This is a genomic window from Campylobacter sp. RM6914 (assembly GCF_004803835.1).
GTDB lineage: Bacteria > Campylobacterota > Campylobacteria > Campylobacterales > Campylobacteraceae > Campylobacter_A > Campylobacter_A californiensis.
Genome location: NZ_CP012545.1, coordinates 891,666 through 914,721, shown reverse-complemented (window position 1 = coordinate 914,721; position 23,056 = coordinate 891,666). Strand labels below are relative to the sequence as shown.

Below are 23,056 nucleotides of genomic sequence, written 5' to 3'. Positions count from 1 at the left end.
TTTGGCTGATCAAATTCAATGTTAAAAGTGATTATTAAAAAAACTAGCCGGCAACCGAAGGGCGTCAGCAAATATTAAAAAAGGTTTTAATTAATGAAAATATTATTAAACATAATTATTTTTCTATCAATTTCAATAAATTTTGCTTTTTCTATTGATTGCAATTCTTGCCCTGATGATGATTGCGACGCTTATTGCGCTACAAAGATTAATTTTTCTAATACTGTTGATTTTGTTGAATTGGGCAATGGTTTTGTTTCTTCAGGCGATAAAATATTTAAATTTCTTTCAAAGCATAAATATGAAGAAAATTTACACAATTCTGGCTCTTCTCTTCCTAAATACATTTGTAAAATTTCAGATGACTATCTTGGTTGTAGTGTTTTATCTTATTCTGAAAGTTGTTTCCAGTATACTCCTTATGAGACCACTTGTGGTTATTATAATTACGTCAAGTATCAATATTTTACCAAATGCTCTTCTGATCAAGAATTCGATATCATTTCAAAAACTTGTAAATCGAAATGTTTAAGTGGTCAGCAAAGAAATCCGGATACTGGAGATTGCGAATTTCTCGCATGTCCTGAAGGACAAATACGAAATCCCAAAACAGGTCAATGTGAACCCGATTCAGAACGCCCCTCTTGGTGTCCAGAACCTATGATTTTTCAAAAATATGAAATAGACCGCGATTGGCAACGCGATTTAACCATAGAAAAATGTTTGCCTAATCCTACTTTAGACGACCAAACGAAATGTGAAGCTAAAGGCATGATTTGGCATTTTTGTGACGCCACGTTGGATTCTCATGAAATGGCTACATGCATGTTAATTCCTATGGGTTGCTATCATCAAAAAACCATTGATAGATTTAAGGCTGAATTTCAATTTGAAAGCGACCTTTTTATAATAGGTGGCTTCATGCTTCCTTTGCCTATAAACGCTATAAAGAATTCTTTTATTTCTTTGGCTTCTTATGTTAAAGGTCTTTTTAAAAATAATCCAAAGCCCAATATTCCTAATTTATTGGAATATAGACCCCAGTTGGTTGACATGAGGGCTACTCAATCAGGTCCCGAACCAGTTTTCAGATTTAATCCTGTTGATGATGATTTAATTATTCTAAATAACGTTTTTAAAGAAACAGGCAAATTTGATATAACTTTAACAACTGTAAATATCCCAAAAACCCCTCAGGTTTTAGCTGATGTTTCACCAAATTTAAAAGTTTTTGATTTTCCAAAAAATGCTTCTCTTTCAGGACTTGAAAACAATACGTTGATTTCTGCAAAACTTAAAGATATGGCTAAACCTATGCCAACTAAAGAAGCTACTTCATTAAATGAAATTAGGAATATAAAACTAGATTATGATTTGGATACCATGTTTAAACAAGCTGATAATCCTACTCCAAATCTCCCTATGACAATTCAACAAACTGGCAAATCTGGTAATAAAACTACATATAAAGGCTCTATTACTACTCCTGATAATAGTGTTATTGATGTTGAAGTTGTTGAAACTATATCTTCCTCTGGGTCAAAGGTTCAAGATGTGATTCTTTCTCATAATTATAAAACTCCTTCAGGTGTTGGCAATCTTTCAACTGGCTATACCAACACCATTGACGCGAGCGGAAAAGTAACCAATACTATCCCAAAAGATAGCACTATAACAGATCCTAGCACTGGTTCTAATACTCCAAATAATGGCAATTCATCTACTAGCACCCCTACACAATCTCCCGATTTAAGTGCTTTGGAACGTGCCATTAATCAAAACAATTCAAAGTTAGATGCCATTAATGACGCTCTTTCGCAGAATAAAGCTCAACTTGATCGTGCCAACGACACCCTAACTGACATAAAAACACAACAAAAATTAGAGTGGAATTATGACCCTAACATTGCTACAAAAACCGCTTTTGCTACTTTTGCAAGCGAACTAACCAAGCTTGACTTATCAGCAAAAGAAGCTTTTACTTTTATAGATAATACAAAAAAAGATATTGATAATTTAATGAATGACTTTAATGATGCTAAAGATATTCTTGAAAAAGGTATCGATATTCCAGAAATCCCATCTGGCAATTGTCCTTTTACTATTAGTGGTCCAACTCCTGGTAGCGGAAAGACAAATTTATTCTCTATCGACCCTTGCTATTTCGTCAGTCCGTATAGGTCAATTCTCACTATATTTTTTACAATTTGGTTTAGCTTTGAGATTATTATGTTCTCTTTGAAATATTTATTTAGAGTAGGTGGTGATTCATGAAATGGTTAATCGGTGCCGTTGGTAGTTTTATTGCTGATTTTATTCTTTATCTTTCTAAAAAAATTAGCTTAAAAACCGCTAAATTGGTTGTGCTTATACCTTTATATGTTATGCTTGTTGCTTTTATGGTTTCTTTCGCTACGTATTCAATTTTATTTATCATGAGAATTTGGAATCTACTTAGAGAATATTTTCCTAAAATGTTTGATTATTCAAATGGCGTTAGTGGCTCTTTTGGTGGATTACCAAATCAAACAATTATAAATTCAACTATGGAATTTTTAAATCAAAGTGGTTTAGCTGACGCATTTTCTATTTCAATGTCCTTGTTTATTTCTATTCTTAGCTTTTATTTTGCCTTGCAACTTTATAGAGTTATAGCTTATGTAGTCAATACTATTACTAGTTATTTAAAAGATTTATCTTATATTCTTTAATGAGTGGATAAAATGCTAAGTATCATTATAGGACCCCCACGCTCTGGAAAGACTTATAAAGCGGTCGATATTATAAATGAGGAATACGAGCTTCATTTAAAAAATACTTCAAAATATAGATACATATATACAAACATAAACGGCTTAAAATTTGAACTATTTAACGGCTTTGTAAAACAATATAATAAAATCGACTTTATTTCTGCCACCCAGCAAGAAAACGCCCTCAGCTCTCAATATGAAAACGGCTTTTTGTCCGATATCGATGACTATGATAGCTATGCTTTAAAAAGTGGCATTTATGAAAACTATCATCACTGCTTAATAATCCTAGATGAGGTATACAACACATTTTCAAACACATTTAGTAAAAGTTTAGGCAGATTTTTAAGCTATCACGGACACTTTGGTATTGACGTTATATTTTTACTTCAGTCAAAGCGTCAAATGAATAGAGAATACCTTGTTCATACCGAGCTTATGTATATAGCCCAGCCTAGCGGAAAGAGGCTATTTAGCACAATATTTAGGTATAAAGTTTATAGCACCTCATTAAAAATAAATGATAACTTAATCAGGACAGACAACCTAAAATTTAATCAAAAAATATCTGATTTATATAATAGCGGTTCAAAGCAAATTTATAAAAGTTATGCAACTAAAAAAATATTATTTTTAATAATTTTTATAATTTTTTCATATATGCTTTATTTGTTTCTAGAGCCAAAACAAGAAGCATTAAAGCCAACAATCAAGCAGGAAATTAGATTTTTTGATGCCAATATTTCAGAAAGCATACAAATTCAATCTACGCCAAACAATCAAGATATAAACGACATAAATACAACAATTTTCAATGAAAATAAAATCTATCTAAAGATAACTTGTTTTCCTAGTGGCTGTAAATTTAGAAGTTATGCCATAGATTTATCTTTAGATAGCTTTTTGGAACTTCTTTCATTTTCAAACTGTCACATATTCTTGCAAGATAAGAAATCAGTAAATTATATAGATTATTTCTTATCTTGTCCGTTGGATTTTGAAAGAGTTTTAAAAGGCTTGGAAAATTCATCTCAAGGGGTTCACAATGAAAACTTTGCAAAAAGCAGTCCTAGTTCTATGTTTTCTACTTTTAAGTAGTTTAAACGCCTTAGAGTATCGCAGTATTGCATTTAGTGACTTTTTAGGCGAAATAAGCGGTATAACTGGTAAAAATATCGTCATTAGTGGAAATATTGATACAAATTTTGACGTATTTTTACCTACTTTGGATTTAAGCAATAGCAATGCCTTAGATAAGTTGCTCAAAGACATTCTAAAAGTCAATGGGCTTGACTACCTTATACAAAATAGCGTTATTTTGATATATAATCCAACTATTGAAGATAATCCTATTTTAAACGACTATATTATAAAATTTAAGCATATTTCTAAAGACGATGTTATATCTGCCTTATCTTTATTCAATGAAAATATTAAATATACTGTTTATAGCGATAGAATACTTCTTATTACGACAGAAAGCCAATATAAAATAATAAACAATCTCATAAAAGGACTTGACACAAGTTATCAGCTTAGGCAACTTAGTTTTACAATCGTTAGCACAGACAATATAAAATTAAAAGAAATAGGACCTAGCATAGAAGCTGTTTTAAATCCGCTAGATCATTTTTACTTCAAAATAATTACAAATATTCTTACTGTAGATAGCACCAAAATAGATAAAAATAGCGTTACTAGCCTTATAAATTTACTAAAAGAAAATGGAGTATCAGATTTGCTTTACAATCCAAGAGTTACCCTTATAGATAATAAAGATAGTGTTATAGAAAGCGTTATAAAAACACCCATTAAAAAATCTTCTATTGAAATTCAAAATAATCAGACATTGACAACAAATCAAGTAGATTATCAAGATGTAGGATTGAAGCTTAATATTACAAATGTATTAATCACAAACGATAGTGTAAGCTTTACGCTTGATTTGTATATTGAGAATTTACTAGATGACACAGACACTCCAAGAATTAGTAGTAGACATCTAAAAACTAATGTATATCTTACTGACACTAATTCTTTTCTTATCGGTGGTATAAATAGCAAAGAAACAATAACTTCAAATAAAACTATTCCATTTATAGAGAATATACCTATTTTAGGCGATTTAACGTCCTATAGTAGCACAAAAACCAATGATTTTAGTTTTAGTATTTTTATTACAATGTTGCCCGATGAAAAAGAGTTAAATAAAAGGCTAGAGGATTATTTTTTGAGCGCAACGCGCAACGCCAAAGGGGACCCGCGTAGCGGGGAATGAGCGTTGTGCTCTTGGCTATATATAATATAAGTGTGTAACTTAAAGGATAGATTGTGTATGGAATTACTGAAGCTGATAAAGTCTTTTTAAAAAACAAACTAGAAAATCAAAAAAGATACCTTGATAATAATTTTTTATATATCAATGGCAAAAATATTCCCTATTCTCATTTTTATTTTTCTAGTTGGCATAATTCAAATAGATATATTGCAGAACTAAACAATCGTGTCTCTAGCTTAAATGATTACGCAGAAAAAGAAGGATTAAAGCCTATATTTGCTGTTTTAACTTTGCCTAGCGAGTATCATCGTCAAAAAATGATTACTTTAAAAAGCGGTAGAAGTAAGCTAGTTTACAATAAAAAATATATCAATGATGATAAGCACAGTGTAAAGTCTGGATCAAATAAGCTCCAATTTTTAGTTAGAAGCATTATGAATTCAAAGCATTTTAGAAATATACCTCCCAAGCAAAGATGTTATATATCCACAAAGGAGCCACATTTAGACGGAACTTGTCATTTGAATTTGCTTGTTTTTGTTCCCGAAGAATATTTAAATGATTGTGTTAGCGCTATTAAAAGTAGATTTTTAGATACTCATAGTAAAGTTGAAACAAACATTAATAATCCAACGGCTTATATTATGAAATATATTTTTAAAACTCTTGATGATTTGCGACAAAACCCTGAATTGGAGAATTTGACAGATATTACGTTTTGGTATTTAAAACATCATATTAGACATTTTACTATGTCTAAAACTTTTGTAAGTCTTGAAATTTATAGAAAACTAAACGGAAGAATTGGTTTGATATCTCTTACAAAAAACTACAATAAAGGCTTAATTACAGTAATTATAGATCCTGAAACAAAAAAACCAGTTCAAATTTTTGACGAATTCGGCGAGTTATGGCAAAAAATAAAAATACCTAAAGTTTGCAATAATACTCCTTATAAAATGAATGATAAAAACATCTCTAAACGTTTTAAAGAATTACAGCTTTTAAATTATATTGATGAGCTTTTCGGCTCCGATAACAAAAATATTAAATGCTTAAATCGTATTCCTATAAATCGCATGTCTAATTTTGAATTAGTTAATTATTATCACAATTTAGACCTAGAAAACATAAATTTACAGCATTTGGGATATGTAGAAAATATCTTACTTGAACGTGATTTAAATTGTTTTACCCACATTAATACTCCTCATGATTTAAATAATTTGACTGCCAATGATTTTATTAAAAGGGGCTTAAATGTCAATCCTTCTTAATGAGCTTTTCGAAAAGTATATTTTATTTTACGAGCTTATTTTAAGTAAAACTACTCTTAGAAGCGATATAGCAACATACAATAAGCATTTTAAAAACGGCCTAGGTTTAAAATTTGTAGATGCAATAACATTTCTTGATATCCAAGAGTTTTGCAATGTGCTTTTAAAAAATGGATATAAAGTAAAAACTGTGAAAAATATTGTAGCAAAGTTGCGAGTAATTTTTAAATTTGCCCTAAAACTCGATCTTGTAATTAAAAATCCTTGTGAGTTTATCGAGCTTCCAAGGTTTGATAATAAAAGATATTTTGATTATTCTACTAAAACACAAAAGGCTATTATTAAAGCAATAGTTGAGAATAGGGGAGTAAATGCCGATATATTTTTTTTCTTGCTTCATGGTAGGCGCAAAAATGAAGTGTTAAGTCTTAAATTTAGTGATATAAATTTAAAAAATAGAACTTATATAATTCCATATAAAATTAATAAAGCTAAAAGAAATATGATTTATACTATGAGCGATGAGTTATACTTAAGATTATTGAAACATTATATACAAGCTAAAAAAGATAATAGGCTAAACGGTTATATATTTGAAAATTCTAACACTCATAATAAATTTGTCGATTTACGTCGTTCTTGGAATTCTTTACTAAAACGCAATAATTTGCCTAAAATCAGGCTTCATGATATACGTCATTTAATTGGAACTTATTCAATAAATTATTTAAAGCTTCCTATTGAGCAAGTATCTTTTACTCTGGGGCATACAAATATAATTACTACTCAAAAATATATTACTAGTAATATTAAAAAATCTAAAGAAACTATTGAAAATTTAATAAAATCAGTTAATTAAAAAGTAAGAAAAAATTAAGTTTTAAAAAAGTGCTTTGAAATGTCGATTTTTAGGGTATTGGTTGCAGAGAGCGGATTTGAACCGCTGACCTTCGGGTTATGAGCCCGACGAGCTACCACTGCTCTACTCTGCGTCATTTGGATATTAAGGTGGTGGATGGGGTAAGAGGATTCGAACCTCTGAATGACTGGACCAAAACCAGTTGCCTTACCGCTTGGCGATACCCCAACGCTTTAAAAAAGAAATTGAATTATACATTTTTTTTATTTCTTTGTCAAGGGAATTTTAAAAAATTTTGCAAAAAATATTAAAATTTCCTCAAATATCTATAAAATTTCTCTTTGTCCTTTTGCGTTAAGTGGGCTTAAGATGCCCATTTTTTCCAGTTGCTCTAGGATATTTGCCGAGCGATTATACCCTATGCTTAGACGCCTTTGTAGATAGCTTATGGATGTTTTTTGCTCACTTAGTATAATGGCTTTTGCCTCTTCATAAAGTGGATCAAGCTCTCCGGCATTTAGCGTAGCTTCGCTATTTTCTCCACTGCTTCCAGCTTCAGCTAAAAATCTCTCATCATAAACTACTTCTTGTTGTGATTTTAAAAACTCAACAATGCTTTCTATCTCTTTTTCACTTGCAAATGGCGCATGCAGGCGTATTATACCAGGACTTCCAGGAGGGGTAAATAGCATATCACCACGTCCTAGCAAGCTTTCTGCTCCCATTTGATCAAGTATGACTTTGCTGTCTATGCGCTGTCCGACACGGTAGCTGATACGGCTTGGTAGGTTAGCTTTTATTAGACCGGTTACTACGTCCACACTTGGGCGTTGCGTGGCGACTATTAGATGTATACCGCTTGCTCTTGCCATCTGTGCCAGACGCCCGATATATAGCTCCACGTCCTTGCCACTAGTCATCATAAGGTCAGCCAACTCATCAATGATAACTACGATGTATGGGAATTGCTCGCCACCTTCTGCTTTCATCTTTTCGTTGTAGCTTTCGATATTTTTCGTGCGTGTATGGCTCATGATAGTATAGCGTCGCTCCATTTCAGCGACCATATTTGATAGAGCCGTTATGGCTTGTTTGGCCTGAGTGATAACAGGTATTAAAAGATGCGGTATGTCGTTATAAATGCTAAACTCCAGCATCTTTGGGTCTATCATCATGAGACGAAGGGTTTGCGGGCTGTTGCGGTATAGCAAGCTTAGCAGCATGGCGTTTATGCCCACACTCTTGCCACTTCCGGTTGTTCCTGCGATGAGAAGGTGCGGGAGTTTTTTAAGGTCTGTTATAAAAGGTGCTCCGACTATGTCTTTGCCAAGTGCCATTGTTAGTGGGCTTTTGGCGTTTTTAAAGATTTCGCTATCTAAAATTTCTTTTAGGTAGATGGTTTCGGTGTTTGTGTTTGGCACCTCTATGCCAACTACGTCTTTGCCTGGAATTGGTGCTTGGATACGTATTGTTTGAGCACGTAAAGCCATAGCAAGATCGTCTTGAAGTGTTAAAATTTTACTGACTTTTATATGTGGGGCAGGGCGAAATTCAAATGTTGTAACGATCGGTCCTGTGTATGTACGAACCACATCGCCGTCTATCTTAAATTTACGAAGTTTATCAAGCAAGTCTGAAATTTTTTGATCAATTTCTGCTTCGTTTATGTGAGTTGATCTTTTTGGTGGATCTTTTAGAAATTTAAGCGATGGAAGCTCGAAGTTTTTAGGTTTTTCGATTTTACCTTTTTCTATTTCCTCGAGTAATTTTTTATTTTCTACAACTTCATTTAAAATTTCAACGCCTTGAATTTTTAACTTTCTATTGATGCTTGGCTCATCAAGTTCGCTGTTTATGTCAGGTTCTAAATTTATTTGTGTATCGGCTTCATCTGTGTTTGAAATTTCTATTTGTTCTATAACTTGCTCGTCCACATATGTTTTGATATCGTCTTTAGTATTTGAAATTTCTTTTAGTTTTTTGCGTTCTATAGTTTGTTTTTGACTTGTTTTTTGTTCTTGATTTTTAAATTTTAAATTTACCGTAGGGTCTACAAAAGCTCGCCTTAGCACAACTATAATATTATCTCTAAAGATAAGTCCGACAGAGATAACAAACATCATAAGTATCACTATACATGTGCCAAATGTACCGATAATGTCCCTTAGAGCATCGTTGATGAAATTTCCGACCTCTCCGCTGTTTGCGATAGATGTTGTGATCGATTGAAGCATTAAGATTGCAATAAAAAATAAAAAAAATCCAAGCAGACTTTGGGCTAATTCGCTATCAAATTTATTGTGTTTTTTATAAAACAAATAGCTTAAGATAATCAGCAAAAACGGATAAACATAAGCAATAAGTCCAAATAGCTTAAAATTTAAATTTCCAAGCAACTCACCGACAGAACCCACAAAATCAGCTGTCGGAGCTATGGTTGCAATGCCAAAAAATAGTAAAATACAAATGATTATTGTTAAGATTGATTGGTGTAAAATTTTTAATCCTTTTTAATAAAAAGACTTATTATAACACAGCGGAGTTTAAAAATTTTAAAAGCGAGCGTGCCTGCCCGCTTTTACATGTAGTTTAAAAGACTTAGCTGGTTGATTTTAGAAGTAGCTTGAAGCATCGCTTGGTAGGCTAGGGATTTTTGAGTAAATGCAAGATAGGCTTCGGCGTAGTCAGCATCCATTATGTCTGATTTTACCGTTTGAACATTTACTTTCATAAGCTCGGCTCGTTCTTTCGTTGTTGTTATTAAATTTGTTTGAGATCCAATCTTGGTTATCTCTTTATTTACGTGATCCATTAAGTGATCAAGTCTTTGCAGTGCACCTTGCATGCCTGTGTTTCTTGGATCGCCGTTTTCATCGCTGGCACGGTAATACCCCTGCCTAACAGCCTCTATCATGCTATCAAGGTCGGCAAACATATCAATACCGGGCTCGTCTATCGTAACCGCGTTATTTTCCATAAAGCTAAACACAGAGCCATTGCCTTGTTTTGTTGCTGCGGTATTGCCTGTGCTATCACCATAAAATTTACCGCTTTCGCTTGCGTCTTGTATGCTAAGCTCGATATTTGTTACGCTTTGAGTTTTGTCGGTTAGTGTTATTCTGCCTTTGTCATCTAAATTTACTTCTACTGAGCCGTGTGATTTTTCTATAGCATCTTTGTATGCTTCATAGTTTTGTCTTCTTTGTTCTGTTGTGGTTGTGGCATTTTCCACATGAGGCGGATTTGGTATATTGTCACTCGCCGCCATTGCTACTATATCCATTAGTTGTCTATATGTAAAGTCATTTGTCTGTGTTCTATACTCGCCAAATTCGTCCGCATTATACACAGCTAGAGATCTTGTGGCAGGCGTTCCTGTGGGGAAGGCATTGTTGCCATTAGCGTCGGTTGCTTGTATGGTAAATAAGACCGGCGTAGACGGATCTTGAGTGCCCAGTATTAATTCGATGGTGTATTTTATACCTGTTTTTGATTTGACTTCTATGGCTAGTTTTTGGTTATCGATATTATATCTATCTTGTGAATTTGGATAAAGCTGCTGGGCTGCAGCCGTTTGACTTAAGCGAGTGGAGTCTGTAGCTACTTCTCCTGTTTTTCTATTAACCTGAGAGATATTGCCTATAAGCTGATTATTGCTTTTTTCAAACATTACATTATCGTAATCAAAAGAGTCAACTTTGTTTGAAGCTTTATCTTTAAAGTTGCTTTTTATAAAATTTGTTATATGCACATCGCCATTGTCTGCTAAAGTCTGTAGGGCTGATAATGTGTCAACTGCTTCAAGAGGAGAATTTCCTGCTGTTTCATCAGCGATCGCCGTAGCAAGATCGGCTTTGTTGTCAACTTTAACAGTTGCGGCTACCATGTGAAAGTCTAGGACTTGAGAGCCTTTTGTTAGATCTTTTATATTAAATTGACCGTCATTGTTTATACTTACGTCAACGACTTTTGAGCCTTTGGTATTGCCAAACTCATAACCGATCTTATCCATTAAGCCTTCAAGCGTCGTGTCGTCTGTTACTTTAAATTTACTAGTAAAGCTTGTTCCGTCCGGTTTCGTTCCCTGTAAGAAAAAGTATGTGCCAGGGAAGTCAATGTCTTTATCGGTAAAATCATAATCTGAATTTATGGTATTTTTGTTATTTACATAGTTTAGTCCAACCATTTGTTTTATGGTTGATTGTTCGTTTAGGTATTTTAATTCAGTTCCATTTGAATAGTCTTTGGTGTTGTCTATCAAGCTTACATTTGTGGTTAAAATTTTATTATAGTCGTTATCTGAACCTAAAAATACTTGCTTCCCTGGAATGTTATAAGCCAGCTCTATCTGCGCTCCTGCTGAAGTTTTCATGCTTTCGCCGTTTCCTTGATACTTGCCTGAACCATCTATAGGCTTGGTATCAACGGCTGAACCTGAGAATAAAAACTGACCGTTCACGGAAGTGTTTGCGATATTTACAAGATGGTCTTTTATACCGACAAGCTCATTTGCAAGAGCTTCCAGTGATGTAGAACTATGCACGTCACTAGCTGCTTGTATCATCTTTGTTTTAAAATTTTCAAGTTGCTTTTCAAATTCTTGCAGTGATTTATCTGTATTTTTGGCGAAATTTACAGACTTTGATGTAGCTTCTATGACTTGGCTGAAAGTTTCTACTTCATAATCAAGCCTCATCCCGTCGTTATATAAACTAGCATCGTCGTATGCTTGATTTATCTTAACGCCGTTTGAAAGTTGCAAGTAGTTTTTTTGAACTCCGGCCATATTTCTTTGATAGTCATATAATGTTTGGTTGTAACGCCATTGATTTGTTATTCTCATTTTAATTCCTCTTTATTGGCAGATAAAGCAAAAATAGTTCCGCTTTTTGTAATATCGGATAAAAAGTAAAATTATTTACACTATAATTAGACCTTTAAAGGAGTAAGTATGAAAATTTTATTTTCTCCAAGTGAGAGTAAAAGCGCGTTTAACAACGACGAAAGATTGGACAAAAGCAGTCTTGTGTTTTTAGATTTGTATGAAAAAAGACTAGAAATTCTAAACATATATAATGAATTTATAAAAACTTCCAGTATAGATAAAATTTCAAAACTTTTTGGGATAAAAAATTTAATCGATGATAAGAGTTTAAGGCGGGATGTTTTTACAAAAGGTTTAATAAAAGCGGTTTTGCGCTATGACGGTGTTGCTTATAAGCACTTAAATTACCGAGATTTAAGTCAAAATTCACAAAATTATATAGATAAAAATGTGGTTATATTTTCAAATTTATTTGGACCCATTCTTGCCGGAGATAAAATTTTTGAATACAAATTGAAGCAGGGTGAGAAGATTAACGGTGTGAATATTGAAAAATTTTATAATGAACATTTTAGCAAAAGTCTTGATGAATTTTTGCAAGATGATGATATTTTGGATCTTCGTGCAGGGTATTATGAGAAATTTTATCAGATTAAAAAAGAGCACACAAGCTTTAAATTTATAAAAAATGGGAAAATAGTAAGCCATCACGCAAAAGCATATCGAGGTAAAATTTTAAATCAAATCGCAAAAGATAATATTAATAGCAAAAAAGAGCTTATGGATGTAAATTTTGATGGATTAAAGTTGGTTGAGATAAAGAAGATAGGGCTAAAAAACGAGGTTTGTTTCGAGATAATGTGCTAAAAGCGCCTAATTTAGTTGAATTTTTACCAAAATATTGAAAAAGATAGCTAAAATAGGCAAAAAGCTATTGTTTTTTTTATAAAAACATTGTAGAATTAACGCATTACAATTCTTATACAAGGACGATTTATGAAAAAAGCTGAATTTATTCAAGCTGTTGCCGATAAGGCCGGTCTTTCAAAAAAAGATTCTCTTAAAGTTGTCGACGCTGCTTTAGAGACTATAGCTGCTGCTCTTGAGAAAGGTGATTCTGTTAGCTTTATTGGTTTTGGTACTTTTGATACAACTGAAAGAGCTGCTAGAAAAGCAAGAGTTCCTGGAACAAAACAAGTTATCGACGTTCCTGCTAGCAAAGCTGTTAAATTTAAAGTTGGCAAAAAACTTAAAGAAGCAGTTGCTGCAGCCGCAGCAAAAAAATCTAAAAAGAAATAATTTCTTTAACTCAAAAGCCCTTTTATACAAAGGGCTTTAAATTTAGCTCACTTTTAGATATATTTGATACAATCACATTTCTAATTTTTAGCCCGAGTGGTGAAACTGGTAGACGCGCCAGACTCAAAATCTGGTAAGGGCAACCTTGTGTCGGTTCGAGTCCGACCTCGGGCACCATTATATATATTTTATACAAAAACTTCAAAACATATCAAATTTATAGTAGAATATCAAAAAATAAAAGAGAATAATATGAATTATACCACTATAAAAAATGAGATAGAAAATATAAAAAAAGAATTTGCGCTTTTAGATAGGGATTTTGACAAAGAAATTATTCCTTATGTTGATGTTTTTGAGTTTAATAAAAATGTTGATATGCTTAAAGCTAAATTTTATAGCAAAAACAATGAGAGCGATTTTTTTAATAATCTTTTTAATACAAATGACTACTACGAAGAGATAAGTCTGCATTTACGCAGAATGAACGATGTCTTAAAGGAAAGAGCCGCAAAAGAGGGTGTTAGCCTTGAGGCAAATAAAAATATCAAAAATAGTTTGGAAAAAATTTCAGATATTATCGCTATTTTGATAGAAGAATACAAAGAAAGTGTTAAAAAAGCGAAAGCTAATTTTATAAATTTTAATAACCAAGAAGAAAAAGAGATAAAAGAGATTTTAAGGGACTTAACGGGGCTTAAAGAGCAGATGAAGCGAGTTTTGAATTATGACTCAAAAATAGCTTCAAATGTAGTTCTTGTTGAGTTTAAAAACATATTTAGTTTTCTAACTAGTGCTATAACGGTTGCTAAAAAACGAAAAGATGAGCTTTTGCTTGTAGAGATAGCAGACGCAACTGACCGTATAATGCAAATCATAAATCCAGTCTTTAGTAGTAAAAGTCTTGTAAAAACAGAGCTTATCTATCACTATCTAAGCTATGAACTTCAAGAGATAAAAGCAAGCGCGGTTGGCGAGCATCTAACCTAACTTGCTAAAAATTTTATCAACTATCTCTTTGGCTCCATTTTGCTCTATCATGCTTTGTAGCGCTTTTGAGCTGTGATTTATATCAAATTCTTTAATCATTTTTAAAATACTATCAGTATCCACGCCAGAGTCGTTTTGTAAACAAATTTTAGCTATATTTTTTTCAAATAAAAATTTAGCATTGTAGTATTGGTGATTTTTAGCGGCATGAGGATAGGGGATAAATATCGCAGGCAAGGCATTTGCGCAAAGTTCCCAAAGTGAGCTAGCTCCTGCACGGCTTATAGCTAGGTCTGCGATCGACATTTTTTGTTCCAAATTTTTACTAAATTCAAAAATTTCTACATCATTTTCTAAACTTATGCCTAAATTTTTATATCTTTCTTTGAGTTTTACAAGTGCATTTTTGCCACATTGATGAATGATCTTTATGCCGCTTTCTTTAAGCTTAGGAGCTAAATTTACGGCAAGATCATTTATCGCTCTTGCTCCTTGTGATCCGCCTAAAAATATCACGGTTTTTAGCTCTTTTCTAATCCTTGACGTAGCAAAAAATTTACTGCTTACTGGATAATTGCATGGAGAAATTTCATCGTATGAGCTGTAATATCCCTTTGCATATGGCTTTAAAAGTCTGTTTAACTTACCTGTAATTGCATTTTGTTCGTGTATAAAAAGTGAAATTTTGCACATTATAGCAGCAAACGCGGCAGGTGCGGCAGAGTATCCGCCAACAATAATAACGGCTCTTGCCTTATGTTTTTTTAAAATTTTACAACATTTTAGTGAGAGCTTAAAGATGTTTAGTAGAGATAAAATTTTATCAAAACCTCTTTTGTTTACTACGCCACTACTTTCTAAAAAAATTCTTTCACTAAAATTTTCATCATTTTCAAACCAAAGCTTGTCCTGACCTCTTGTTGAGCCGATAAAAATAGGCTTTTGATCGCGAAGGTTAAGTTCTTCGCATAAACTTTTGACAATAGCTAGATGTCCTCCGGTTCCGCCACCACTAATAACTATCATATTTTCGCCTTTTTGCTTATCATTAAAACCATACCTATGCCTATACAAACGGCCAATATCGAACTACCACCATAGCTTAAAAACGGCACAGCGATACCTTTTATCGGTGTTATCGAAGTTATGCCGTAGCTATTCATAAGAAATGAAAACGATATGATAAGTCCGATACCGAGCGAGAATAGGTGATAAACTTTATTTTCGCTTCTGGCTGAAATTCTAAAAATTCTATAAAGTAACGCAAGGATAATAGCAACTATGCATAAAATTCCAACGACGCCGACTTCTTCTGCTATGCCTGCTAAAACAAAGTCCGTATGAACTTCACTTAAAAAGCCAAGCTTAAAAACGCCGGCACCAAGTCCTTCTCCTAAGAAATCCCCATGTTTTATAGCATTTAGTGAGTGTGAAATTTGATAAGGCTCCGGCGCATCATCCACTCTTAAAATTTCAGCTATATTTTCAGGTAGTATCGATAAAACCATGCCTTGTATCGTTCCCCACCATGATTTTATGCGTAAAATCCTGTGTTCAGAGCTGATAATGGCAACGATAGCAAGCAAGGCTGCACCTAAAAAACCTATGCTAAAAAATTTCATGCTAGTTCCTGCAAAAAGCGCCATCATGATAAGTGTTAATGCAAGCACGACAACTTGTCCAAGGTCATTTTGAAGAACGGCGATAAGATAAACTACTATCAGAAAGACGCAGATGTAAGGTAAAAGAAGTTTAAGTTCCTCTTTTATGCTTTTTTTGTTTTCATTTATCTTTCTGGCAAAACTCCATGCTAGAAAATAAACAAAACCTATCTTAAAAAACTCAACCGGCGCTAGCGAAAACCCGGGAAGTCTTATCCATCTACGCGCGCCACCTGCCTCCGTTACCATTGAAGAGGGTAGCATGTGCATAAGACCCATTGTGATTATACAAAAACCAAAAAGCCCAAAACCTATCCAGATAAGAGCTTTGTCGGGATTAAGCCTTGAAAGTCCCCACATCAAAAAAATACCTATACAACCTACTATAAGTTGCCTAATAAAAAAGTGATATTGACTATAATCAAACTGTAAAACCGTAAAAACAGGTAAGGATAGTGAAAATGTGATACTAATCGTAATCAGTGTCACGCAAAGGTAAAAAATAATCTTATCAACGGCCAAGATCTACTCCAAAAATTTATAGCCTTTTATTGTATTGAAACTCTACTTACAAAGCGATAAATGATCGTTTATACTAGCCATTTAGCTCTTCGGCAACTTGCGCGGCAAGTTTGAGCTTGTCGTTGTCAAAGTGAGTGTAAATTCTTGAAGTATTTAGGCTTGCATGACCCAAGGCTTCCTGCACTAAAACAAGGTCTTTTTGCTTTTTGTAAAGCATTGTTGCAAATGTGTGACGAAGCATATGTGCGCCGTTTTTTTCTTTACGGATACCGGCGCTAAATAAAATTTGCTCGACTATGCGACTTACGTATGCCTGAGTTAGCCTTGTGCCTTTTTTATTGATAAATAAATACCCCTCTTTATTTATGTAGTTTATGGCGATCGCGTCAATATGGGCTTCTATGAGGTGTCTTTTTATCATGACGATACGGTATTTGTTGCCTTTGCCTCTAATTCTTATGATATAAAGATCGCCTTCTTCCGTTATATCTTTTCGCTTTAAATTTAAAGCCTCGCTTACGCGAATTCCTGTGAAGATTATTGTTTTGATGATTAGCTTATTGCGATTTGTGTTTACCTTAAAGTCGGCATTTTCAATGGCATTTAGAAATTTCTTAACCTCTTCTTCGCTCATAAATTCAGGTAGTTTTTGACCTCTAACTCCGCTTATACCGCCCCAGTTTTTTAAATTTATATCAAAAACATGAGCCTTGCCGTCTTCTTCGTTTTGTTTATCCAAAAACGCAAAGAAATTTATAACAGAAATTCTATAGTTTTTCTTACTCGCATCGCTTAGTCCGCCAGTAACGCTGGCTAAAACTTCGCTTATTAACTCTTCATCTATCACTTTTAAACTCGAAAGCTCGTAAAATTTAAGCGTCTCATAAATTTTTTTAAGTGGATTAAAGTAGGTGTTTATGCCCGTTAGTCCTGCATTTCTTGAAATTTTAACAAGTCCGTCAAGCTCTTCTATGCTTTTTATATCTCTGCTTAGTTTATAGTTTACGGTAGCTAAAGCCTTTGGATCTCTTAGTTCTTTATTAGAAAGAGAGCTTAATTTAAATTTGACATATCTTACGAGCCAAAACAGCATAGAGTTTTCAAAACTATCTTTTGCATCAAGCGGGTATTTCAATATATAAGCCTTATAAATTTAATAATTGAAAATTATATCCAAAAATGAGTTATAATAACGCCTTTAAAAGGAATTTGTAATGAAAATAGCTTTTTTTGACTCTGGTCTTGGCGGGCTTAGTGTGCTTCATCTGGCGCTAAAACGCTTAAAAAACGAAGAATTTTTATATTATGCAGATAAAGACAATGTTCCTTACGGCTTAAAAAGCAGGGAGGAGATTTTAAATTTCACGACAAAGAGCGTGGAATTTTTAATAAAGCAAGGCGCAAAAGCTGTCGTTATCGCATGTAATACCGCAACAAGCGTAGCGATAAACGAACTTAGGGCAAAATTTAACATACCGATAATCGGCATGGAGCCTGCTGTTAAAAAAGCTATTGACTTACAGCAAGAAATACCTGATGAAAATGATCTTAGAGTTTTACTTATCTCAACTCCCGTAACCGCGGTTGGCAAAAAACTAAAAGATCTTATCGGGCGCGTTGATACAAACCATTTAGTCGATGTTTTACCGCTTCCAAAGCTTGTAGAATTTGCAGAAAAAGAAGAGTTTGCCTCAATTGATGTCTTGGAATATTTAAATAGCGAGCTTTTAAAATTTAATCTTACAAACTACTCCTCTATTGTGCTTGGATGTACGCATTTTAATTATTTTAAAGATACTCTAAGGCGGATTTTGCCAAGCAATATAAAAATACTTGACGGTAACGAAGGCACAGTAAATAAGCTAATATCCGAGCTTGAGGGCTTAAATTTAATTGAAAACAACAAGCAAAGCGTAGAGTTTTTTTACTCATCAAAACAAGTATCATCCGGTAGTGAGATCACAAAACTAAAGCGATATCTCAAGCGACTTGATGAGATGATAGATATAGCGTAAAATTTAATTTTTTATTTATTTTTTTTAAATAGAATTGCCGAGTATTTTAAAATTTAAAGTGAAACTATGAAAAAAATTTTCAAATTTATAGCATTTTTAGCAGTGGTTGTGGTTGGCGGTTTTTACATCTATGCAGAGTATTTTAAGCCAAAGGAGCGCATAGAATTTATCACCCAAAAGGCTGTTAAAAAAAGCTTTTCTAACAAAGTAGAAGCGACTGGTGAGATATTTGCCACAGAACTTGTGGATGTTGGCGCGCAGGTTAGTGGGCAGATAAAAAGGCTATACGTAGGGCTTGGTGATAAGGTAAAAAAGGGCGATATGATAGCCGAGATCGATAGCTCAACGCAGCAAAATAACGTAAATGATAAGCGTGCTCAACTTGAAATTTATGAGGCTAGACTTGCTAGTGCAAAAGTAGCTCTTGAGATATCAAAAACACAGTTTGAGCGTGAAAAAACACTATACGCAAAGAGTGCTACTTCAAAACAAGAATTCGAAAATGCAAAAAACACTTACGCAACAAATGAAGCCTCTTTAAGAGAAATTTACGCACAGATTAATCAAACCAAAATCGAACTAAATACCGCCGAGATCAACCTTGGTTATACTAAAATCACAGCACCAAATGATGGGGTGATCGTATCTGTGCAAGTAGAGCAGGGGCAAACAGTAAACTCAAATCAAACAACGCCGACCATTGTTAATATCGCAGACCTTAGTAAGGTAAAAATGAAAATGCAAATCGCAGAGGGCGATATAACAAAGATAAAAGTCGGCACCCCTGTTGAGTACTCGATACTTTCTGAGCCAAATATGAAATTTAAAACAGTTGTTAGCTCGATAGACCCCGGTCTTACAAGGCTTAGTGACGGAACTTACTCAAGCTCAAGCTCCTCCTCAAGCTCAAGTTCTTCAAGCTCTTCGGCAGTTTACTACTATGCGCAAAGCATAGTTGAAAATACTGACGGTATCCTTCGTATCGGCATGACTACGCAAAACACTCTTTTGGTAACCAAAGTAGATGATGCTATCGTCATACCAAGCCTTGCTATAAAAAAAGAAAAAGACAAAAGCTATGTAAATGTCCTAAAAGGCGATCAAGAAGTTGTAAGAGTAGAAGTAAAAACAGGCATAAGAGATAGCCTTGAGACACAAATAATAAGCGGTATAGATGAGGGCGATGAGATCATAACATCGCAAGGTAGTTCTAGTGAGATCGCTCAAATGGTCGCAAAGGCAAATAGAGGTCCAAGGTGATCGAACTAAAAAATATCGTAAAGAAATTCAAAGTCGGCGATGGTGAGATTGAGATTTTACATGGCATAAATTTAAATATAAAAAAGGGCGAATTTATAGCCATCATCGGTCAGTCTGGATCTGGTAAATCAACACTTATGAATATCTTAGGCTGTCTTGATAGTCCAAGCTACGGTGAGTATCTGCTAGAAAATGAAAACATCTCGAAATTTAACTCAGATGAACTTGCGAATTTAAGACGCAATAAATTCGGCTTTATATTTCAAAGATACAACCTCTTAGCGAGCATGAATGCGCTTGAAAATGTCGCGCTTCCAAGCGTTTATGCCGGAGTTAGTAAAAAGGATAGACAAAGCAGAGCGCATGAAATTTTAACATCTCTTGAGCTTGATGATAAGTCATTAAGTTTGCCAAACAAGCTATCTGGGGGGCAACAACAGCGTGTTAGCATAGCACGTGCGCTCATGAACGGCGGAGAGATCATTCTAGCTGATGAGCCAACAGGCGCGCTTGATAGTAAAAGTGGTCTTATGGTGATGGATATCTTGTTAAATTTACACAAACAAGGCCATACTATAATCATCGTCACACACGATCCAAAAATAGCAAAATACGCTAATCGCATCATAGAAATAAAAGATGGTCATATCATAAAAGACGAGAGTAAAAAAGATGAAAGTTATACTCTAAAAAGACCAAAACCTCAACAAAAAAGCTCATTTATCTACTATAAAGATCAGCTTATCGAAAGCTTTAAAATGTCTGTAAGTGCGATGCTTGCGCATAAGCTTCGTTCGCTTTTAACCATGCTTGGTATCATCATCGGTATAGCCGCGGTAGTAAGTATGGTAGCGCTAGGAAAGGGCTCGCAAGAGCAAATTTTAGCCAGTATAAGAAAGATAGGCACAAACACTATCGACATAATGCCTGGGCAAAGTTTTGGTGATATGCACTCAGGACGCGTTAAAACTCTTGTGATAAGCGACGCGCAAATGCTTGCAAATCAATCGTTCTTAGAGTCAGTCACTCCAAATACCTCCACAAGTGGAACAATAACATATCAAAACACCTCGCTTACGGCTAGTTTAAGAGGTGGCGGCTCGGGGACGTTTGACGTAAACGGACTAAAATTAGAGCAGGGTAGGACTTATGACGATGAGGAGGTAAGAGATTCGGCTTCTGTTGTGGTGATCGATCAAAATACTAAAAATAGTCTTTTCCCACACGAAAATCCAGTCGGGCAAACCATACTTTTTAATAAAAAACCACTTAAGGTCATCGGTGTGTTAAAAAAGGATGATTTTACATTCGGAGATGCTAGCGCGCTTAGGATTTATGCTCCTTACACGACTGTTATAAACAAAATCACAGGCGATAGGCATATAAACTCTATAACCGCCAGGGTAAAAGAGAGCGTAAATGCACAAATTGCAGAAAAAAGCATAACAGAACTTCTAACTATAAAGCATGGTAAAAAGGACTTTTTTACTAGAAATTCAGATAGCGTAAAACAAACCGTCGAAAGCACGATATCAACCATGAGAATTCTTATCTCAAGTATCGCAGTGATCTCGCTTATAGTTGGTGGTATAGGTGTCATGAACATCATGCTCGTATCAGTTACCGAGCGCACAAAAGAGATCGGTATAAAAATGGCGATAGGTGCAAGACAGGGCAATATCTTACAGCAATTTCTTATAGAAGCCATCTTGCTCTGTGTCATCGGCGGTGCGATCGGCGTAGCTACGGCTTATGGCATAGGCTATATCTGTAATAACATTTTAAGCGGATTTAAGATGATATTTTCAAATGAATCAATAATAGTTGCCATCACAACATCGATGGTTATTGGAGTGGTTTTTGGCTATATGCCAGCCAAAAATGCGTCAAAACTAAATCCAATAGATGCACTTTCAAGGGAGTAAAATGAGAATTTTAAGCTTGGCACTTGTGGCAGTTTTAAGCGGTTGTGCCGTTAAGGACGTAAATGAAAATTTCAGCGAAATTTTACTTCAAAACGAAAATAGGGCAGATGTAAGTATAAACACAAAATGGTGGCAAGAATACAACAAAAACTATCTAAATGAGCTTATCGAGCTTGGCATAAAAAACAATATCGACCTTGCTAAAGCAGCCGTTGCTATCAACAAAGCCATGGCTCAAGCAGGTGTTTTAGAAGCCGAACTTATACCTACTTTTAATGCAAGCGTTGAAGTAGAGCGTTCGCGCGATATATCTACAAATTCGTCTTGGACGCGAACAAATGCAAGTGGAATTTCATTAAATTATGAGATCGATTTGTTTAGAAAACTAGCCAATGCAAGAGATGCTGCCTTATGGGAAGCACGCGCTACCCGTTTTGACCTTGAAGCCAGTAAGTTGAGTGTTATAAATGGCATAGTAGACGGTTACTTTAATATTGCATACTTAAACGAGAGTATAAGGTATTATAAAATTTTACTGGATAATTATGAAAAACTGCAGCAAATCGTCTTGGTAAAATTTCAAAGCGGAAAAGAAGAAGAACTGTCTTTGACCAAACTACAAAATTCCGTCATTAGCACTAAAACCAGGCTACTAAATGCTCAAAATGAACTTTTAACTATCGAAAAAAATATTAAAATTTTACTTAATGTAAAACCTGGTTTTGAACTAAAAACAGATGAAATTTTAATAAGCGACATTATCCCGATCGGAGTTGATCTGGAAATACCACTTGAAAGTATCTCAACTCGTCCTGATTTGCAAGCTGCGATTTTTAGGATAGAAGAGGGGCTTTTAAATTTAAAAGCCAGTCAAAAAGACTTTTATCCAAGTATCACGATAGGGGCTAGTTTAAGAGGAAGTGATGAGAATTTTTCAGATAGTTTTTCTATGAAATTTCTAAGCGGTAATGTATCGTTAAATTTACCGTTTTTAAACTATTCAAAACTTAAATCAAACCTAAAAATTTCAGAAGCAAATTTTGAAAGCGCAAAACTAAACTATCTAAGCACGCTAAACACGGCTTTAAACGAAATTTCAACTAGCTATAAGTCATATGAAAAAGATACGCGAGTGTTTGACAACTATGTAAAGCAGTTTGACAATACACAAAAAATCAGTGAAATTTATAATAACAAATACCAATACGGCAAAGCAGAGCTAAAAGACTATCTTGAAGCACTAAACGATCAAACAGACGCTTATATAAATTTACTATCCGGAAAATACAATCTCCTGCAAGACGAGATAGAAATTTATCAAGCTATGGCCGGCAAATTTACCAAGAGATAAATCAACAGCTCATAAGATTATTTATTTTAAAACATATATAA

Annotated in this window: 18 protein-coding genes and 3 tRNA genes; 14 read left to right on the top strand and 7 right to left on the bottom strand. The window is 34.2% G+C overall.

The genetic code is table 11. The annotated features are described in order from the left end of the window. Positions 1-93 precede the first annotated feature (93 nt). The 6 genes from CCAL_RS04745 to CCAL_RS04720 are packed head-to-tail and all read left to right on the top strand — an operon-like array spanning position 94 to position 7,167. Positions 94-2,274: a hypothetical protein gene (locus tag CCAL_RS04745; protein WP_170016125.1), complete on the top strand. Its 2,181-nt coding sequence runs from the start codon at positions 94-96 to the stop codon at positions 2,272-2,274. Next, positions 2,271-2,711 (top strand): hypothetical protein, encoded by a 441-nt coding sequence (locus CCAL_RS04740; protein ID WP_170000093.1) that lies wholly within the window; start codon positions 2,271-2,273, stop codon positions 2,709-2,711. The genes CCAL_RS04745 and CCAL_RS04740 overlap by 4 nt, the downstream gene beginning before the upstream one ends. A gap of 12 nt (positions 2,712-2,723) precedes the next feature. Beyond that, positions 2,724-3,851 carry a zonular occludens toxin domain-containing protein gene (locus CCAL_RS04735; protein WP_172285067.1) on the top strand — a complete coding sequence of 376 codons (1,128 nt, stop codon included), beginning with the start codon at positions 2,724-2,726 and terminating at the stop codon, positions 3,849-3,851. Further along, positions 3,799-5,031, top strand: a complete 1,233-nt coding sequence (locus CCAL_RS04730; RefSeq protein ID WP_170016121.1) for a type II secretion system protein GspD — start codon at positions 3,799-3,801, stop codon at positions 5,029-5,031. Before CCAL_RS04735 ends, CCAL_RS04730 begins: the two co-directional genes overlap by 53 nt. A 53-nt stretch (positions 5,032-5,084) precedes the next feature. Beyond that, complete coding sequence (locus tag CCAL_RS04725) at positions 5,085-6,308, top strand: replication endonuclease (protein WP_170016119.1); 1,224 nt, start codon at positions 5,085-5,087, stop codon at positions 6,306-6,308. Further along, positions 6,292-7,167: a tyrosine-type recombinase/integrase gene (locus CCAL_RS04720; RefSeq protein WP_194239107.1), complete on the top strand. Its 876-nt coding sequence runs from the start codon at positions 6,292-6,294 to the stop codon at positions 7,165-7,167. Before CCAL_RS04725 ends, CCAL_RS04720 begins: the two co-directional genes overlap by 17 nt. 58 nt (positions 7,168-7,225) lie before the next feature. On the opposite strand, the gene CCAL_RS04715 is transcribed toward CCAL_RS04720, so the two are convergent. The 4 genes from CCAL_RS04715 to flgL form a co-directional block, all read right to left on the bottom strand. Beyond that, positions 7,226-7,300, bottom strand: a tRNA-Met gene (locus tag CCAL_RS04715). 20 nt (positions 7,301-7,320) lie between these two features. Further along, a tRNA-Gln gene (locus CCAL_RS04710) sits at positions 7,321-7,395 on the bottom strand. Between the two features lie 98 nt (positions 7,396-7,493). Next, positions 7,494-9,602, bottom strand: coding sequence for an FtsK/SpoIIIE family DNA translocase (locus CCAL_RS04705; RefSeq protein WP_394346914.1), 2,109 nt, complete (start codon positions 9,600-9,602; stop codon positions 7,494-7,496). A 143-nt stretch (positions 9,603-9,745) separates the two neighbouring features. Beyond that, positions 9,746-12,010, bottom strand: a complete 2,265-nt coding sequence (flgL, locus tag CCAL_RS04700) for a flagellar hook-associated protein FlgL (RefSeq protein ID WP_170016117.1) — start codon at positions 12,008-12,010, stop codon at positions 9,746-9,748. Between the two features lie 108 nt (positions 12,011-12,118). On the opposite strand from flgL, the gene CCAL_RS04695 reads away from it, so the two are divergent. The 4 genes from CCAL_RS04695 to CCAL_RS04680 all read left to right on the top strand — a co-directional run bounded on the left by CCAL_RS04695 (position 12,119) and on the right by CCAL_RS04680 (position 14,281). Further along, the gene (locus CCAL_RS04695) at positions 12,119-12,859 is read left to right on the top strand and encodes a YaaA family protein (protein ID WP_170016115.1); all 741 of its coding nucleotides are present in this window, start codon (positions 12,119-12,121) and stop codon (positions 12,857-12,859) included. Between the two features lie 129 nt (positions 12,860-12,988). Then, positions 12,989-13,291 (top strand): HU family DNA-binding protein, encoded by a 303-nt coding sequence (locus CCAL_RS04690; protein WP_169935850.1) that lies wholly within the window; start codon positions 12,989-12,991, stop codon positions 13,289-13,291. Positions 13,292-13,381: 90 nt separating this feature from the next. After that, a tRNA-Leu gene (locus CCAL_RS04685) sits at positions 13,382-13,468 on the top strand. 75 nt (positions 13,469-13,543) lie between these two features. Next, the gene (locus CCAL_RS04680; protein WP_170016113.1) at positions 13,544-14,281 is read left to right on the top strand and encodes a hypothetical protein; all 738 of its coding nucleotides are present in this window, start codon (positions 13,544-13,546) and stop codon (positions 14,279-14,281) included. On the opposite strand, the gene murG is transcribed toward CCAL_RS04680, so the two are convergent. From murG to CCAL_RS04665, 3 genes are all read right to left on the bottom strand, one after another. Beyond that, positions 14,273-15,307, bottom strand: a complete 1,035-nt coding sequence (gene murG, locus CCAL_RS04675; RefSeq protein WP_170016111.1) for an undecaprenyldiphospho-muramoylpentapeptide beta-N-acetylglucosaminyltransferase — start codon at positions 15,305-15,307, stop codon at positions 14,273-14,275. The genes CCAL_RS04680 and murG overlap by 9 nt on opposite strands. Beyond that, complete coding sequence (locus tag CCAL_RS04670) at positions 15,304-16,464, bottom strand: peptidoglycan glycosyltransferase FtsW (protein WP_170016109.1); 1,161 nt, start codon at positions 16,462-16,464, stop codon at positions 15,304-15,306. Before CCAL_RS04670 ends, murG begins: the two co-directional genes overlap by 4 nt. A 73-nt stretch (positions 16,465-16,537) precedes the next feature. Next, a complete protein-coding gene (locus CCAL_RS04665; RefSeq protein WP_169935858.1) occupies positions 16,538-17,599 on the bottom strand; it encodes a tyrosine-type recombinase/integrase in 1,062 nt (353 codons plus the stop codon). 79 nt (positions 17,600-17,678) lie between these two features. Here CCAL_RS04665 and murI point away from each other — a divergent pair, with 79 nt between their 5' ends. The 4 genes from murI (at position 17,679) to CCAL_RS04645 (ending at position 23,015) form a co-directional block, all read left to right on the top strand. Continuing rightward, a complete protein-coding gene (murI, locus tag CCAL_RS04660; protein WP_170016107.1) occupies positions 17,679-18,479 on the top strand; it encodes a glutamate racemase in 801 nt (266 codons plus the stop codon). A 66-nt stretch (positions 18,480-18,545) separates the two neighbouring features. Next, a complete protein-coding gene (locus CCAL_RS04655; RefSeq protein WP_169971705.1) occupies positions 18,546-19,739 on the top strand; it encodes an efflux RND transporter periplasmic adaptor subunit in 1,194 nt (397 codons plus the stop codon). Then, a complete protein-coding gene (locus CCAL_RS04650; protein ID WP_170016105.1) occupies positions 19,736-21,664 on the top strand; it encodes a MacB family efflux pump subunit in 1,929 nt (642 codons plus the stop codon). Before CCAL_RS04655 ends, CCAL_RS04650 begins: the two co-directional genes overlap by 4 nt. Position 21,665: 1 nt before the next feature. Then, the gene (locus tag CCAL_RS04645) at positions 21,666-23,015 is read left to right on the top strand and encodes a TolC family protein (protein WP_170016103.1); all 1,350 of its coding nucleotides are present in this window, start codon (positions 21,666-21,668) and stop codon (positions 23,013-23,015) included. The last annotated feature ends 41 nt before the right edge of the window (positions 23,016-23,056 follow it).

What these genes read in the sequence shown, in the direction of transcription:
- murI (WP_170016107.1), top strand. Translation starts at nt 17,679, where the DNA reads ATGAAAATAGCTTTTTTTGACTCTGGTCTTGGCGGGCTTAGTGTGCTT.
- CCAL_RS04695 (WP_170016115.1), top strand. Translation starts at nt 12,119, where the DNA reads ATGAAAATTTTATTTTCTCCAAGTGAGAGTAAAAGCGCGTTTAACAAC.
- CCAL_RS04645 (WP_170016103.1), top strand. Translation starts at nt 21,666, where the DNA reads ATGAGAATTTTAAGCTTGGCACTTGTGGCAGTTTTAAGCGGTTGTGCC.
- flgL (WP_170016117.1), bottom strand. Translation starts at nt 12,010, where the DNA reads ATGAGAATAACAAATCAATGGCGTTACAACCAAACATTATATGACTAT.
- CCAL_RS04655 (WP_169971705.1), top strand. Translation starts at nt 18,546, where the DNA reads ATGAAAAAAATTTTCAAATTTATAGCATTTTTAGCAGTGGTTGTGGTT.
- CCAL_RS04680 (WP_170016113.1), top strand. Translation starts at nt 13,544, where the DNA reads ATGAATTATACCACTATAAAAAATGAGATAGAAAATATAAAAAAAGAA.
- murG (WP_170016111.1), bottom strand. Translation starts at nt 15,307, where the DNA reads ATGATAGTTATTAGTGGTGGCGGAACCGGAGGACATCTAGCTATTGTC.
- CCAL_RS04730 (WP_170016121.1), top strand. Translation starts at nt 3,799, where the DNA reads ATGAAAACTTTGCAAAAAGCAGTCCTAGTTCTATGTTTTCTACTTTTA.
- CCAL_RS04740 (WP_170000093.1), top strand. Translation starts at nt 2,271, where the DNA reads ATGAAATGGTTAATCGGTGCCGTTGGTAGTTTTATTGCTGATTTTATT.
- CCAL_RS04720 (WP_194239107.1), top strand. Translation starts at nt 6,292, where the DNA reads ATGTCAATCCTTCTTAATGAGCTTTTCGAAAAGTATATTTTATTTTAC.
- CCAL_RS04745 (WP_170016125.1), top strand. Translation starts at nt 94, where the DNA reads ATGAAAATATTATTAAACATAATTATTTTTCTATCAATTTCAATAAAT.
- CCAL_RS04735 (WP_172285067.1), top strand. Translation starts at nt 2,724, where the DNA reads ATGCTAAGTATCATTATAGGACCCCCACGCTCTGGAAAGACTTATAAA.
- CCAL_RS04690 (WP_169935850.1), top strand. Translation starts at nt 12,989, where the DNA reads ATGAAAAAAGCTGAATTTATTCAAGCTGTTGCCGATAAGGCCGGTCTT.